Raw genomic sequence first — 16,430 nt, 5'->3', positions numbered from 1 at the left:
TCCTTTCACTATATATTTATTATTCATTCGACACTCGCGCAATTCTTCCTTGTTCTAAATACACTAATAATATCGAAATATCGGCAGGATTTACTCCAGAAATGCGCGAAGCTTGGGCTACCGACAGCGGACGCACTTGCTTTAATTTTTGGCGAGCCTCTGTCGCAAGACCATGAATTGCGTCGTAATCAATATCTTCTGGAATTTTTTTGTTTTCCATTTTCTTTAATCGCTCGACTTGTTGTAGCGATTTTTCAATATATCCTTCATACTTAATTTGAATTTCAACTTGCTCTACAACTTCGGCTGGAATTTCTTCGTCAGCTGGTGCAAGCATTCGAATATGTTCATACGTCATCTCTGGGCGTTTTAATAAATCAGCAGCACGAATTCCATCTTTTAACTCGCTTCCCCCAGCGTTGCGAATGACTTCTTGCACTTCAGCAGTCGGTTTAATAATATGCGCAGCAAGACGCTTTTTCTCTTTTTCAATGGCTGCTTTTTTCGCCAAAAATTTTTGATAGCGCTCTTCGGAAATGAGACCGATTTTGTATCCGATTTCTGTAAGACGTAAATCGGCATTGTCATGTCGAAGCAACAGACGATATTCGGCGCGGGACGTTAACAATCGGTATGGTTCATTCGTTCCTTTCGTAACAAGATCATCGATCAACACACCGATATAAGCATCGGAGCGACTTAAAATGAGTTCGTCTTTTCCTAATGCTTTTCTTGCTGCGTTAATACCGGCGATAATTCCTTGTCCTGCCGCCTCTTCATAACCGGAAGTGCCGTTAATTTGTCCGGCTGTATATAAGTTTTTGACAAGTTTTGTTTCGAGAGTTGGCCATAGTTGGGTTGGAACGATTGCATCATACTCAATCGCATATCCTGCTCTCATTAGTTGAGCTTTTTCAAGTCCCGGAATCGTCGCCAATATTTGTCGCTGAATATGTTCCGGCAAGCTCGTTGATAATCCTTGTACATACACTTCTTCCGTATTTCGACCTTCCGGCTCTAAAAAGATTTGATGACGCGGTTTATCATGAAAACGAACGATTTTGTCTTCAATAGATGGGCAATAACGCGGCCCCGTACCTTTAATCATTCCCGAATACATAGGTGATAAGTGCAAATTCTCATCAATAATGCGATGTGTTTCTTCAGTCGTATACGTAAGCCAGCATGGAAGCTGGTCCGTAATATATTCGGTCGTTTCATACGAGAACGCCCGTGGAACATCATCCCCCGGTTGAATTTCTGTTTTGCTGTAGTCAATGGAATGACTATTGACACGAGGCGGTGTTCCTGTTTTGAAACGGACTAGTTCAAATCCAAGTTCTTCTAAATGCTCCGATAACTTAATAGACGGCTGTTGATTGTTCGGACCGCTTGAATATTTAATGTCTCCAATAATAATTTCACCGCGTAAAAACGTACCTGTCGTAATGACGACTGTTTTCGCATAATAATGAGCTCCTGTATGAGTGATAACGCCTTTGCATACGCCATCTTCGACAATTAAGCGCTCCACTTTCCCTTGGAGTAATGTAAGGTTTTCTTGATTTTCGAGCGTCTTTTTCATTTCATGCTGATACAAAAATTTATCCGCTTGAGCCCGCAGCGCCCTTACAGCTGGCCCTTTTCCCGTGTTGAGCATTCTCATTTGAATGTAAGTTTTATCAATATTTTTGGCCATTTCGCCACCTAACGCATCAATTTCCCGGACGACAATCCCCTTTGCCGGACCACCGATGGACGGGTTGCAAGGCATAAATGCAATCATATCAAGATTTAAAGTAATCATTAATGTTTTTGCTCCGATACGTGCTGCCGCTAATCCTGCTTCACATCCGGCATGACCAGCGCCAACGACAATCACATCATAGGAACCACCATGATATTCCATTGAAACGATCCTCCTTTTCTAACCGCTTATTTTCCTAAACAAAATTGTGAAAACAGCTGATCAATTAAGCTTTCGTGGACAGTATCACCGATAATTTCCCCTAGCAATTCCCATGCTCTTGTTAAATCAATTTGCACAAGATCTATCGGCACCCCTGCTTCAATCCCCGAAATTGCATCTTCGATCGCCTTTTTCGCTTGATGCAGCAAAGCAATATGGCGAGAATTCGAAACGTATGTTAAATCATTCGCTTCTACTCTCCCAGTGAAAAATAATGCGGCAATCGCCTCTTCTAAATCTTCAATACCTTTTTCTTTTAGCAGAGATGTCGTAACAATCGGGCGTCCATTCGCTAGCTCCTTGACACGTTCCATATTGATTTTTTGCGGCAAATCAGTTTTATTGACAATGACAATGACATCCATATCCTTTACGATTTCAAAAAGCTGTTCATCCTCTTTTGTCAACTCTTCGTTGAAATTTAAAACGAGTAAAATTAAATCTGCCTCTTTTAATACTTGGCGCGAACGTTCAACACCGATACGTTCGACAATATCCTCCGTTTCCCGAATACCCGCTGTATCAATTAATTTTAACGGAACACCGCGGACGTTCACATATTCTTCGATCACGTCCCTCGTTGTTCCCGGAATATCGGTAACAATCGCTTTATTTTCATGAACAAGACTATTTAAAAGCGACGACTTTCCAACATTGGGACGACCAATAATAACCGTCGCTAGCCCTTCGCGTAAAATTTTCCCTTGTTGTGCGGTCTGCAATAGACGCTCAATTTGTCCGCGAACATATTGTGCTTTTTCCATGAGAAGTTGATGTGTCATCTCTTCAACATCATCGTACTCCGGATAATCAATGTTGACTTCTACATGAGCAAGCGTTTCTAAAATCGTCTGCCGCAGTTCGCGAATCATTTTTGATAGTCGTCCTTCCATTTGCTGTAACGCCACATTCATTGCCCGATCCGTTTTGGCACGAATTAAATCAATGACCGCTTCTGCTTGGGACAAATCGATTCGCCCGTTTAAAAACGCGCGCTTTGTAAATTCTCCTGGCTCGGCCAACCGCGCTCCGTTGGTAAGGGTAAGCTGCAAAACGCGATTGACAGACACCAATCCACCGTGGCAATTAATTTCTACAACGTCTTCTCTCGTAAACGTTTTTGGCGCACGCATCACCGTTACCATTACTTCTTCGACCGTCTGACCATTCGCAGGGTCAATAATATGTCCATAATGAATTGTATGGGATGGGACATCTTTGAGTTTCTTTCCACCCACTCCTTTAAAAATCCGATCAGCAATGGAGATTGCTTCCTCTCCACTTAACCGAACGATCGCGATCGCTCCCTCTCCCATAGGTGTAGAAATTGCCGCAATCGTATCAAACTCCATCTTTTTCTCACCTCTCTTTAGCCAAAACGTGATATCTATATTGTAAACAAAAGAATATGCGTCAATAACAAACCTATCCACAACTTTCTAAGTAATCATTTCAATTTTAACTTATCCACATGTGAATAACAACATAAAGCAACGATTTATCTACAACCTAGTAACGCCGATTACATTTCATTTCTTCGAAAGAATTGATTTTCCATTTTTGTCTTGTTTTTCTATTATAATATTAACCAAAATGTTAGAAGCCGCATCGTCTTCATAAACGAACAGAAAAAAGAGGCCGTCCCATGTGCTATGAGATAGCCCCTTTTTCTTTTCACATCTTAATATAGCACAGCCATATATCGAAAGCCGTAAGCGTCATTTCACGGGAGCTACAACTATATATCGATGTGGTTCTGTTCCGACAGAAAACGTTGTCACTTTTCTATTATCGGAAAGCACTGCGTGAATAATTTTTCGTTCATAAGCTGGAAGCGGCTCTAGTTTCACTTCTTGTCCTGTTTTTATCGCTTTTTCCGCTAACTTATGCGCCAGTTGAACGAGCGCTTCCTTTCGTCTTTCCCGATAATTTTCGGCATCAACAATAATAGGAACATAATGTTCGGCATAACGATTGACAACAAGCTGAGTTAATAACTGTAAAGAATTTAAGGTTTGACCATGCTTTCCAATCAACAAACCTATCTTTTCTCCAGATATTATCAATCGAATCTCTTTTTCGCTTTCTATTCTCTCTACTGACGCTTCAACACCCATTTTTTGAATAATATTTTTCAAAAATGTTTCTGCCTCTTCAATCGGATTTACCAAAACCTTTACCTTCACAACAGCCGGCTTATTAAACAGTCCTAAAAAGCCTTTTTTCCCCTCATCTAGCACGGTCACTTCTGCGCGATCTTTCGAAATCCCTAACTGATTTAACGCTAACTGAACGGCCTCGTCAACAGTGGCAGCGGTCGCGGTTACTTCTTTCACTTTTTCTTTCCTCCTGAATGAGTAGACTTTAAATCAGGACCTTTAATAAAATATGTCTGAACGATCGAGAAAATATTTCCGACTACCCAATAAAGCGATAAAGCGGCAGGAAAATTAATTCCAACAATGATAATCATGATTGGCATCATCCAAAGCATCATCGCCATTTGTGGATTTTGTTGTTCCGTTCCTGCCATCATCATTTTTTGTTGAATAAATGTAGCAACCCCAGCTACGACTGGCAAGATAAAATACGGGTCTTTGTCCCCTAGGTCAAACCATAAAAAATTATGGTTCGCAATTTCTCTTGTTCGCATAATGGCATGGTAAAAACCAATTAAAATCGGGGTTTGGATTAAAATCGGGAAGCAGCCAGCTAATGGATTTACACCATGCTTCTGAAACAACAACATCGTCTCTTGCTGTAATTTTTGTTGTGTTTGCATATCTTTCGAGCTGTACTTTTCCCTTAACTTTTGCAATTCCGGCTGCAATGCCTGCATCGCTTTCGCATTTCTCGTCTGCTGAATCATCAATGGTAAAATGAGTAAACGAATCAAAATCGTTACAATGATAATAGATAATCCATAATTAGAATCGAACAGTTTTGCCACGTACGTGATAAGCCATGAGAGCGGATAAACGATATAGTGATTCCAAAATCCCTTGCTCTCCGGCGTAATTGGCTGATTAACTTGCGAACATCCTGATATAAGTGCTAGCAAGGCAACTAGCGCGATCATTAACCAAATTCGCCTTTTCACCATTTTTTCCTCCTAACATATTCCAAAATGAATCCGTTATTTTCCCATATGTAATTTTATCATCATTCAATAGAAAATGGTTGTTTAAATATTTTGTTTTAATGCCCCTATCTTTCTCAATACGTGAAGCAAACTTTTTTTCACTTCCGCATAGTTCATTTCAGATGTAGGCATTCTGGCGATGATTACATAATCCTTTCCTTCTGTAATCTGGTCTTTCATTTCTAAGAAGAATTGTCTTATATATCTCTTTATTCGATTTCTTACGACCGCTTTTCCCAACTTTTTGCTGACTGACAATCCAATGCGAAAATAAGGTTGATCAGGCCGATCAAGCATATAAACAACGAATTGTCGGTTTGCCATCGATACTCCGTGCTCAAATACTTGTTGAAACTCCTCATTTTTCTTTATCCGATATTTCTTTTTCATCCCAAGGCGTAACACTCCACATTCTTCTTAGAATTAAGCACTTAGAAAAAAGACCACTGAAGTTTCAGTGGCCTATGCAGATAATACTTTTCTTCCTTTACGGCGACGGCGCGCAAGAACTTTGCGTCCATTCTTTGTGCTCATACGTGCACGGAACCCGTGAACTTTGCTGCGCTTCCGCTTATTAGGTTGATATGTCCGTTTCATTATATGACACCTCCCTGAGGAATAACTGTTACAGGCAGTCTTTCTAATTATAGTGAACAATCTAGCAAAATGTCAACCGTTCCAGGAGTGTCTTTATGCCGGTATAACTGTGGATAATTTTCAAGACCCGTTTTTACATATTCACAGCATTTATCGACATGTTTTTCACATGTTTTTCACTATGTGGATAATTGTTTTTCACACATTATGGCTATTGTGGATAATTTTAAAAAGCCATTGCAACATACCGATTTATCTGTTATTATATTGTTGTTTTTACTCTGGATAATTGTGTGCACAAACTACTTTATCCACAGAATGTGAATAAAATGTGGATATATTTTTAAACATATGTATAAAAGTTTATCCACACCTCGTGGATTTTGTCGAAATGTCTCTTTTTTTCCTTATTATATGTTATTTCCACAAATGAATTTTTATAAACATTCATTCAAGTGTATAAATGTTATACAAAACTTAAACATCCTCTTAAAAGGAGGGCCAATGGGTGGAAAATATCACTGATTTATGGAATAAGGCGCTCGCGGAAATTGAAAAAAAAATTAGCAAACCTAGCTTTGAGACATGGTTAAAATCAACAAAAGCGCATTCATTAAAGGGCGACACGCTTGTCATTATCGCGCCAAACGAATTTGCTAGAGACTGGCTAGATTCCCGTTATGCGCACTTAATTTCCGAAACTATCTATGACATTACCGGGGAAGAATTAAACATTAAGTTTATCATCCCACACAATCAAAACGAGGAAGATTTACACGTACAATCTACTTCTAAAAAGCAGCGGAAAGCCGAAGAAGAACAAACAGACTTCCCGCAAAACATGCTCAATCCGAAGTACACGTTCGACACGTTTGTCATTGGATCAGGAAATCGGTTTGCCCATGCTGCTTCTTTAGCGGTGGCCGAAGCACCAGCAAAAGCTTATAACCCTCTTTTTATCTATGGCGGTGTCGGATTAGGAAAAACTCATTTAATGCATGCCATCGGTCATTATGTTATCGAGCATAATCCGTCTGCGAAAGTTGTCTATTTATCTTCTGAAAAATTTACAAACGAGTTTATCAACGCCATTCGCGACAATCGTGCAGATGATTTCCGCAATAAATATCGCAATGTTGATGTCCTATTAATCGATGATATTCAATTTTTAGCTGGAAAAGAACAAACACAAGAAGAATTTTTCCATACATTCAACACGCTACATGAGGAAAGCAAACAAATCGTCATTTCAAGCGACAGACCTCCAAAGGAAATTCCAACCCTTGAAGATCGCCTCCGCTCACGCTTTGAATGGGGACTCATTACAGACATCACTCCCCCTGATTTAGAGACGAGAATTGCAATCCTTCGTAAAAAAGCGAAAGCGGAAGGGTTTGACATCCCAAATGAGGTCATGCTATATATCGCCAATCAAATTGACTCCAATATTCGTGAACTAGAAGGAGCCCTTATTCGTGTTGTTGCTTATTCCTCATTGATTAACAAAGAGATTAATGCCGATTTAGCTGCCGAAGCATTAAAAGATATTATTCCAAGCGCCAAGCCAAAAGTCATTACGATTCAAGATATTCAACGGGTGGTCGGACAACACTTTAATATCAAACTAGAGGACTTTAAAGCGAAAAAGAGAACGAAATCCGTAGCTTTCCCTCGACAAATTGCGATGTACCTTTCGCGGGAGCTTACGGATTACTCTCTGCCGAAAATTGGCGAAGAGTTTGGAGGACGTGACCATACAACCGTCATTCACGCCCATGAAAAAATCTCGACGTTGTTGCAAACGGATGTCCAACTTCAAAAACATATAAAAGAAATCCAAGAAAAATTAAAGCAGTAATCGCGAATAATGTGAATAACAAAGAATAGATTACACACAGTCTATCCACATGTGGACAGGCTGTGTTTCATTTGTTTTTCTCACTTGTCCACATATCAACAAGCACTATTACTATTACTACTATCTCTTTTATTATTATAAAAAAATATATTTCCTAACTTCAGGAGGGTCTCAATTATGAAAATCGTCATTGAGCGAGACGCGTTAGTCCAAAGCGTGCAAGACGTGATGAAAGCTGTTTCTTCACGAACAACGATTCCTATTTTGACCGGGATAAAAATTGTAGCTACTCAACAAGGAGTGACGTTAACGGGAAGTGATTCCGATATTTCAATTGAGTCATTTATCCCAGCAGAAGAGGAAGAAAAAATTATTGTTGACGTGGTACAACCTGGAAGCGTTGTTTTGCAAGCTCGTTTCTTTTCAGAAATTGTAAAAAAATTGCCGCAACCTACCGTAGAAATCGAGGTGCAATCTCAATTTCTTACTTTTATTCGTTCCGGAAAGGCAGAGTTTAGTTTAAACGGGCTCGATCCCGAAGAATATCCACGTCTCCCGCAAATCGAGGAAGAAAACGTTTTTAAACTACCAACAGATTTACTAAAAAATATGATTCGTCAAACGGTGTTTGCAGTTTCCACCTCAGAAACTAGACCAATCTTAACAGGTGTAAACTGGCGGGTTGAAAATGGAGAGTTAATCTGTACTGCAACAGATAGTCACCGACTAGCGTTACGAAAAGCAAAAATTGAGACGGAGAGCGAACAGTCCTATAATGTGGTCATCCCTGGAAAAAGCTTAAATGAGTTAAGCAAAATTTTAGACGACAGTAACGAATTGGTGGACATTGTCATTACGGCAAATCAAGTTCTTTTTAAAACCAAACATTTATTATTTTTCTCACGACTTCTTGATGGCAATTATCCAGATACATCACGTCTTATCCCTACAGACAGCAAAACAGATGTGGTTGTTAATACAAAAGAATTTTTGCAGGTAATTGACCGCGCTTCTTTATTAGCGAGAGAGGGGAGAAACAACGTCGTCAAATTAACTACATTACAAGACGGAATGATTGAAATTTCTTCGATCTCTCCTGAAATCGGAAAAGTGACGGAAGAGATTCAAAGTGAATCAATTGAAGGAGAGGAATTAAAAATTTCATTTAGTGCAAAATATATGATAGATGCGTTAAAAGCATTAGATGGTACAGAGATCAAGATTAGTTTTACTGGAGCAATGCGTCCATTTTTACTTCGACCATTGCACGATGATTCGATGCTTCAACTTATTTTACCAGTACGCACGTATTAGTTTGAAAACAGGCTGCTAGGGGAAGCAATTCTAGCAGCTTTCTTTTCTATCGACCAGTTTTTTAGTAAAATAAAAAAATGGACAGTTTTTCGGAAAGTGAGCGGTGAATCTATGACAAAAAGTGTCGAAATTACAACAGAAATAATTACTCTTGGTCAATTTTTAAAGCTTATTCAAGCCATTGAGACAGGCGGTATGGCAAAATGGTTTTTGCAGACAAATGAAGTGACCGTTAACGGAGAAAGAGAAGATCGCCGCGGTCGAAAATTAAAGAACGGAGACATAGTAAACATTGCTGGATTTGGTACGTTTGTTGTAACGACAGTAGAGTAGGTGAAGTCCCTTTGTTTTTAACACATTTATCATTGAAAAATTACCGAAACTACAAACAAGAAGACATTGAGTTCACTAACAATATCAATGTGATTTTAGGAGAAAACGCTCAAGGGAAAACGAATATGATGGAGGCCATTTATGTCTTGGCAATGGCGAAGTCCCATCGTACAACAAACGACAAAGAGTTGATTCGCTGGGACGAGGAATATGCTAAAATAGAAGGGAGAGCCATAAAGCGAAATGGTCCTCTGTCATTAGAATTAATTATTTCGAAAAAAGGGAAAAAGGCAAAAAGCAACCATATTGAACAACAAAAATTAAGTCAATATATCGGCCAAATCAATGTCGTTATGTTTGCCCCCGAAGATTTACATTTAGTAAAAGGGAGTCCACAAGTAAGACGACGGTTTATCGATATGGAAATTGGACAAGTTTCCCCTGTTTACATGCACGATTTAAGCCAATACCAAAAAATACTGCAACAGCGAAACCATTATTTGAAATTGCTACAGACAAAACAGCAGCACGACGAAACGGTACTAGATATATTAACGCAACAGCTCATTGAACTAGCAGCAAAAATCACATTAAAGCGGCACGAATTTTTACAGCTGTTACAAAAGTGGGCGGAGCCAATTCATTACGAAATTAGTCGGGGACTGGAAAAGCTGCAAATCAAATATCATCCTTCTGTTAATGTATCAGAAAAGATGGAATTGTCGAGAATAATAGAAGCATATAGTGAGAAGTTTGTTACAATCAAGGAGAAAGAAATTGATCGGGGAATGACGCTCGCTGGTCCGCACCGAGACGATATATCATTTGACGTAAACGAAAAAGATGTGCAAACGTTCGGTTCCCAAGGTCAGCAGCGGACGACAGCTTTATCTATTAAGTTAGCCGAAATTGAATTAATTTTTTCAGAAATCGGCGACTACCCCATCCTTTTACTTGATGATGTACTTTCCGAGCTTGATGATTTTCGACAAACTCATCTACTCGATGCAATTCGTCAAAAGGTTCAAACGTTTGTTACAACAACAAGCATTGATGGAATTGAGCATGATGTAATCAAAGAAGCAACGATTTATAAAGTGAGTTCTGGTCATATTTCTAATCGTTAAGCTTCTTGACTGTTTCTTAAAGGAAAGCGTAGGTGATGAACATGACGATGGAGCAAAAAGTCGAACATACGTATGATGCAAGCCAAATTCAAGTGCTAGAAGGGCTCGAAGCTGTTCGTAAACGGCCGGGAATGTATATCGGGTCAACTGGCTCAAAAGGCTTACATCATTTAGTATGGGAGATTGTTGATAATAGTATTGACGAAGCATTAGCTGGATATTGTACAGAAATCCATGTAACTATTGAGAAAGATAACAGCATTACGGTCGTTGATAACGGTCGCGGTATTCCGGTTGGGATTCAAGAAAAGATGGGGCGGCCAGCCGTCGAAGTCATCATGACCGTCCTTCATGCAGGTGGAAAATTTGGTGGCGGCGGTTATAAAGTATCGGGAGGGCTTCACGGTGTCGGTGCCTCTGTCGTGAATGCATTGTCGCAAGAATTAGAAGTATTTGTTTATCGGGAAGGGAAAATCCATTATCAGAAATATAAAAGAGGTGTTCCTTGCGCCGATTTACAAGTCATTGGCGAAACGGATCGAACAGGTACTACCGTCCATTTCAAACCTGATCCAGAAATTTTTACCGAAACAACAGAGTATGACTATGAGACACTAGCCAATCGTTTACGCGAACTTGCGTTTTTAAACCGCGGTATTAAAATCACGTTGGAGGATAAGCGAGTTGAAAACCGCAAAAACGAATATCATTACGAAGGCGGAATTAAATCGTATGTTCAACATTTAAATCGGACGCGAGAAGTGCTTCATGAAGAGCCGATTTATATTTCTGGTGAGCGGGATGGCATTTATGTCGAAATCGCCCTTCAATATAATGACAGTTACAGCAGCAATATCTACTCTTTCGCGAATAATATTCATACGTATGAGGGCGGAACACACGAATCCGGTTTTAAAACGGCATTAACGCGCATTATCAACGATTATGCGCGCAAATATCATATTTTTAAAGAAAATGATGCGAATTTAACTGGTGAAGATGTTCGTGAAGGGTTAACAGCCATTATTTCTGTCAAACACCCATCTCCTCAATTCGAAGGACAAACAAAAACAAAGCTCGGAAATAGTGATGCAAGAGCGGTAACGGATTCGATTTTCTCGGAACAGTTTGAAACGTTTTTACTCGAAAATCCAACCGTTGCAAAAAAAATCGTGGAAAAAGGCATGATGGCTGCCCGTGCCCGTCTAGCTGCGAAAAAAGCACGGGAACTCACAAGAAGAAAGAGCGCTCTTGAAATTTCTAATTTACCGGGAAAATTAGCGGATTGCTCTTCAAAAGATCCTTCTATCAGTGAATTGTATGTTGTCGAAGGAGATTCGGCAGGCGGGTCTGCAAAACAAGGAAGAGACCGTCATTTCCAAGCAATTTTACCGTTGCGCGGGAAAATTATTAACGTAGAAAAAGCACGGTTAGATAAAATTTTATCAAACAACGAAGTTCGTGCTATTATTACCGCTTTAGGTACAGGAATCGGAGAAGATTTTGATATCACAAAAGCGCGCTATCACAAAATCATTATCATGACCGATGCTGATGTTGACGGGGCACATATTCGGACATTGTTATTGACATTTTTTTACCGTTATATGCGTGAAATCATTGAGCGCGGGTACGTATATATCGCCCAGCCTCCTCTTTACAAAATCCAACAAGGAAAACGAGTCGAATATGCCTATAATGACCGTCAATTAGAAAAAATTCTTGCTGAATTGCCGGAAAATCCGAAACCAACGATTCAGCGTTACAAAGGTCTCGGGGAAATGAACCCAGAACAATTATGGGAAACCACGATGAACCCGGAAACACGGACATTGCTTCAAGTAAGTTTACAAGATGCGATTGAAGCAGATGAAACGTTTGAAATTTTAATGGGAGATAAAGTCGAGCCGCGAAGACAGTTTATTGAAGAAAACGCAAGATATGTGAAGAATTTGGATATTTAAGGATAGATGTTCATATCTATCCTTCTTGCTTATGTATTGGAGAGTGCTAACCAACCACCCTCCCCCCATTCTCGAAATAAATAAACAAGGGAGGTTTTATAAAATGTCAGAACAATACCATTCACGAATTCGAGAAGTGAATATTAGTCAAGAAATGCGCTCGTCATTCCTTGATTATGCGATGAGCGTCATTGTATCGCGTGCCTTACCTGATGTGCGCGATGGGTTGAAACCTGTTCACCGCCGTATTTTGTACGCGATGCACGATCTCGGTATGACAGCGGACAAGCCTTATAAAAAGTCAGCGCGCATTGTCGGTGAAGTCATCGGGAAATACCATCCGCACGGTGACGCTGCTGTATATGATACAATGGTTCGAATGGCACAAGATTTTAACTATCGTTATATGCTTGTCGATGGACACGGGAACTTCGGATCGATTGACGGTGACGCGGCAGCTGCGATGCGCTATACGGAAGCGAGAATGTCTAAAATCGCTATGGAGCTGTTGCGCGACATTAACAAAGACACGATTGATTATCAAGATAACTACGATGGTTCGGAAAAAGAACCAGCCGTTTTGCCATCACGATTTCCAAACTTGCTTGTGAACGGTTCGTCAGGTATCGCTGTCGGAATGGCGACGAATATTCCGCCACACCAACTTGGAGAAGTGATCGATGCGATTTTGGCTTTGAGCAAAGATCCCGACATGACTGTTGCTGAGTTGATGGAGTTTATACCAGGTCCAGATTTTCCAACGGCTGGACAAATCATCGGACGAAGTGGGATTCGGAAAGCATATGAAACAGGGCGCGGCTCCATTACTTTGCGCGCCAAAGTGGAGATCGAGCAAAAGGCAAACGGAAAAGAGACGATTATTGTCCGTGAACTTCCTTATCAAGTCAACAAAGCGAAATTGATTGAACGGATTGCTGAACTTGTCCGAGAAAAGAAAATTGATGGCATTACCGACTTGCGCGACGAATCTGACCGTAGCGGCATGAGAATCGTCATTGAAGTTCGCAAAGACGCGAATGCCAAAGTGATCTTAAATAATCTATACAAACAAACGGCGCTGCAAACAAGCTTTGGCATTAATATGCTTGCGCTTGTCGATGGTGAGCCAAAAGTTTTAAATTTAAAACAATGCTTGAACTATTACTTAGATCACCAAAAAATCGTTATTCGGCGCCGTACGGCATATGAATTGAAAAAAGCAGAAGCGCGCGCGCATATTTTAGAGGGGTTGCGCATTGCCCTTGACCATCTAGATGAAGTGATCAACTTAATCCGCAATTCTCAAACGACTGAAATCGCAAAAGAAGGGCTTATGCAACAATTTTCACTTACTGAAAGACAAGCTCAAGCGATTTTAGATATGCGTCTGCAACGGCTAACAGGATTAGAACGGGAGAAGATCGAGCAAGAATATCAAGATTTAGTTCGTCTCATTGCCGAATTAAAAGCGATTTTAGCTGATGAAGAAAAAGTGCTACAAATTATTCGCGATGAATTAACGGAGATTAAAGAGAGATTTAATGATGAACGGAGAACAGAAATCGTAAGCGGAGGCATAGAGGAATTTGATGATGAAGATTTAATCCCGCGCGAGAACATTGTCGTCACCCTAACACATAAGGGATATATTAAACGTTTACCTGTATCCACTTATAAAAGTCAAAAACGCGGTGGCAGAGGCATTCAAGGGATGAATACAAGCGAAGATGATTTTGTTGAACATCTTCTCATCACCTCTACTCATAATACAATTTTATTTTTCACAAATAAGGGAAAAGTATACCGTGCAAAAGGGTATGAAATTCCTGAATTTGGGCGAACGGCAAAAGGAATCCCGATCATTAACTTACTAGAAATTGATAAAGATGAATGGATTAATACCATTATTACAATTGATGAATTTGACGACAATTCCTTCTTGTTCTTTACAACAAAAGAGGGAATTGCAAAACGTTCTCCTTTATCTTCTTTTGCGCATATCCGTAACAATGGTTTAATTGCTATTAGTTTGCGCGAGGGAGATGAGTTAATTTCCGTAAAGCTGACTGACGGCTCTAAACATATTGTTGTTGGTACAAAAAATGGAATGCTTATTCGTTTCCCGGAGGATGACGTACGCACAATGGGACGAAGCGCGACAGGAGTCAAAGCAATTACCCTTGAAGACGATGATGAAGTCGTTGGAATGGAAATTTTAGAAGAGAATTGTGATGTTTTAGTGGTAACAAAGAATGGTTACGGCAAGCGTACTCCAGCTTCAGAATATCGCATCCAAAGCCGTGGTGGAAAAGGATTAAAAACATGTAATATTACTGAGAAAAATGGAACTGTTGTTGCCGTCAAAACGGTAACTGGTGAAGAAGACCTTATGCTTATTACAACAAGTGGGATTTTAATTCGTATTGCTGTAAGCGACATTTCGCGAATGGGAAGAAATACGCAAGGTGTTAAGCTCATTCGTTTATCGGGCGACAATGAGCATGAATACGTGGCTACAGTCGCTAAAGTCCCGAAAGAAGAAAAAGAAAATGAGGAAGATGAAGAAAGTTAAGCAGACTTGCTGACTCCAAGGCTCTTGGAGTCAGCTTTTTTCTTACACACTTTAAAAAGTCTCTCCCCTCTATTGTTTAAATACAAATTAGTCATAATGAACTACAACTATAGTACCTTTTAATGGTAGTATAGGAAATAAGAAAGTGTAGCTTTGACATGGGGGTGGAGAACGATGATACGCGTAAAAATCAATCAATTACAAGAAGGATGCATCCTAGCTGAAGAGATAATAGGCAAGACAAAAAAAACGATTGTGCCAAAAAATACAGTATTAAATGCGAATTTGTTACAAGTTCTAGAAAAATTTTTAATTGAAGACGTATATGTCGAGTCTGTGTTAGCGAACGGCGATATATTTAAACCCAACGAAATCATTGAACAACGTCATCATAGTAGTAATGAAAAGAAAGAAGAGATCGTACCACTTTACTTAAAAGCTGTTCAGCAATATAAAAAAGTATTTCAAACTTGGCAATCAGGCTCTCCTGTCGATATCGGAAAAATAAGAGCCATTATCATTCCATTGTTAGATAAATTAATTGACAATAGAAGTGAGCTACTGACATTATATCGTTATACAACAAAAGAAGAATACTTGTATCATCATGCCATTAGTGTTGGGGTATTGTCAGGTTTTTTAGCGAAACACTTACATTATAGCAAGGGAGATTGTTATCAAATTGCCCTTGCAGGAATTTTATGCGACTGTGGAATGGCGAAAATCAGCGAAAAAATCCTTATGAAAAAATCAGCTCTTACTGCTGAGGAATATAAAGAGATAAAGCAGCATACCGTTTTTGGTTACAAAATGATACAAAAAATTCCGTCGCTGAAAGAAGGAGTAAAACTGGCTGTTTTACAACATCATGAAAGAAATGATGGAACTGGTTATCCGTTTGGTATTCATGAAAAACAGATTCATCCATATAGTAAAATCATAGCTGTCGCTGATATTTATCATGCGATGATTTCTGAACGTCTTTACCGAAGAAAACAATCTCCTTTCAAAGCTCTCGAGCAAATTCAAATAGACAATTTTGGAAAGGTAAGCATGGAAGCTGCTCAAATATTGCTCGACAGTCTTACAACATTTAATGTTGGAACAAAAGTAAAATTATCGAACGGTGAAATAGCAGAAATTATCTTTATCCAACGAAAGGAACCGACGCGTCCAATTGTCAAAACGATAAATACAAATGAGTTTATATCATTAAGCGAACAGAGAAATATGTATATTGAGGAAGTCATTTACGATCATTAAGACAATGATTGAAAAAAATCATTGTCTTTTTAAAAAATATCCTTGCAAAATCGAAAAAAGATAGATAAAATAAAGCATGTCTGAAACGATATAAAGCAATAGTTTCTTAAAAAAATATGTTGACATTGAATTTTTAATTTGCTATTATTTAATAGCTGCTTAATTAATGAAGTTCCTTGAAAACTGAACAAAACGCAAGCGTCCACGTCAATTTGCTAGGTTGTTTAACTTTCTATGGAGAGTTTGATCCTGGCTCAGGACGAACGCTGGCGGCGTGCCTAATACATGCAA

Annotated in this window: 13 protein-coding genes and 1 rRNA gene; 8 read left to right on the top strand and 6 right to left on the bottom strand. The window is 39.4% G+C overall.

All coding sequences use genetic code 11. From position 1 onward, the window contains the following. Window positions 1–19 precede the first annotated feature (19 nt). The 6 genes from mnmG to rpmH all read right to left on the bottom strand — a co-directional run bounded on the left by mnmG (window position 20) and on the right by rpmH (window position 5,708). Window positions 20–1,909: a tRNA uridine-5-carboxymethylaminomethyl(34) synthesis enzyme MnmG gene (mnmG, locus tag HNR31_RS05460; RefSeq protein ID WP_181555263.1), complete on the bottom strand. Its 1,890-nt coding sequence runs from the start codon at window positions 1,907–1,909 to the stop codon at window positions 20–22. Between the two features lie 26 nt (window positions 1,910–1,935). Beyond that, a complete protein-coding gene (mnmE, locus tag HNR31_RS05455) occupies window positions 1,936–3,321 on the bottom strand; it encodes a tRNA uridine-5-carboxymethylaminomethyl(34) synthesis GTPase MnmE (protein WP_181555262.1) in 1,386 nt (461 codons plus the stop codon). A 366-nt stretch (window positions 3,322–3,687) separates the two neighbouring features. After that, entirely contained in the window at window positions 3,688–4,305 is a 618-nt protein-coding gene (jag, locus tag HNR31_RS05450) for an RNA-binding cell elongation regulator Jag/EloR (RefSeq protein WP_181555261.1), read from the bottom strand. Next, the gene (gene spoIIIJ / locus HNR31_RS05445; protein WP_181555260.1) at window positions 4,302–5,072 is read right to left on the bottom strand and encodes a YidC family membrane integrase SpoIIIJ; all 771 of its coding nucleotides are present in this window, start codon (window positions 5,070–5,072) and stop codon (window positions 4,302–4,304) included. Before spoIIIJ ends, jag begins: the two co-directional genes overlap by 4 nt. 81 nt (window positions 5,073–5,153) lie before the next feature. Beyond that, complete coding sequence (gene rnpA, locus HNR31_RS05440) at window positions 5,154–5,501, bottom strand: ribonuclease P protein component (RefSeq protein ID WP_181555259.1); 348 nt, start codon at window positions 5,499–5,501, stop codon at window positions 5,154–5,156. A gap of 72 nt (window positions 5,502–5,573) precedes the next feature. Continuing rightward, entirely contained in the window at window positions 5,574–5,708 is a 135-nt protein-coding gene (gene rpmH, locus HNR31_RS05435) for a 50S ribosomal protein L34 (RefSeq protein ID WP_003397591.1), read from the bottom strand. A 508-nt stretch (window positions 5,709–6,216) separates the two neighbouring features. Between rpmH and dnaA the strand changes: the two genes are divergently transcribed. The 8 genes from dnaA to HNR31_RS05395 form a co-directional block, all read left to right on the top strand. Beyond that, window positions 6,217–7,566 carry a chromosomal replication initiator protein DnaA gene (gene dnaA, locus HNR31_RS05430; RefSeq protein WP_181555258.1) on the top strand — a complete coding sequence of 450 codons (1,350 nt, stop codon included), beginning with the start codon at window positions 6,217–6,219 and terminating at the stop codon, window positions 7,564–7,566. A 177-nt stretch (window positions 7,567–7,743) separates the two neighbouring features. Next, window positions 7,744–8,880, top strand: coding sequence for a DNA polymerase III subunit beta (dnaN, locus tag HNR31_RS05425; RefSeq protein WP_181555257.1), 1,137 nt, complete (start codon window positions 7,744–7,746; stop codon window positions 8,878–8,880). 111 nt (window positions 8,881–8,991) lie between these two features. Continuing rightward, a complete protein-coding gene (gene yaaA / locus HNR31_RS05420) occupies window positions 8,992–9,213 on the top strand; it encodes a S4 domain-containing protein YaaA (protein WP_181555256.1) in 222 nt (73 codons plus the stop codon). Window positions 9,214–9,224: 11 nt separating this feature from the next. Next, window positions 9,225–10,340: a DNA replication/repair protein RecF gene (gene recF, locus HNR31_RS05415; protein WP_181555255.1), complete on the top strand. Its 1,116-nt coding sequence runs from the start codon at window positions 9,225–9,227 to the stop codon at window positions 10,338–10,340. Between the two features lie 41 nt (window positions 10,341–10,381). Continuing rightward, window positions 10,382–12,304, top strand: coding sequence for a DNA topoisomerase (ATP-hydrolyzing) subunit B (gene gyrB, locus HNR31_RS05410; protein WP_181555524.1), 1,923 nt, complete (start codon window positions 10,382–10,384; stop codon window positions 12,302–12,304). A gap of 103 nt (window positions 12,305–12,407) precedes the next feature. Further along, entirely contained in the window at window positions 12,408–14,876 is a 2,469-nt protein-coding gene (gene gyrA / locus HNR31_RS05405) for a DNA gyrase subunit A (RefSeq protein ID WP_181555254.1), read from the top strand. A 174-nt stretch (window positions 14,877–15,050) separates the two neighbouring features. Beyond that, a complete protein-coding gene (locus tag HNR31_RS05400) occupies window positions 15,051–16,139 on the top strand; it encodes an HD-GYP domain-containing protein (RefSeq protein ID WP_181555253.1) in 1,089 nt (362 codons plus the stop codon). A 231-nt stretch (window positions 16,140–16,370) separates the two neighbouring features. Continuing rightward, window positions 16,371–16,430 (top strand): 16S ribosomal RNA (locus HNR31_RS05395); the annotation flags it as partial.

It is taken from the genome of Thermaerobacillus caldiproteolyticus (assembly GCF_013761245.1).
GTDB classification, from domain to species: Bacteria; Bacillota; Bacilli; order Bacillales; family Anoxybacillaceae; genus Thermaerobacillus; species Thermaerobacillus caldiproteolyticus.
This window is presented reverse-complemented; position numbering and strand designations above follow the sequence as displayed.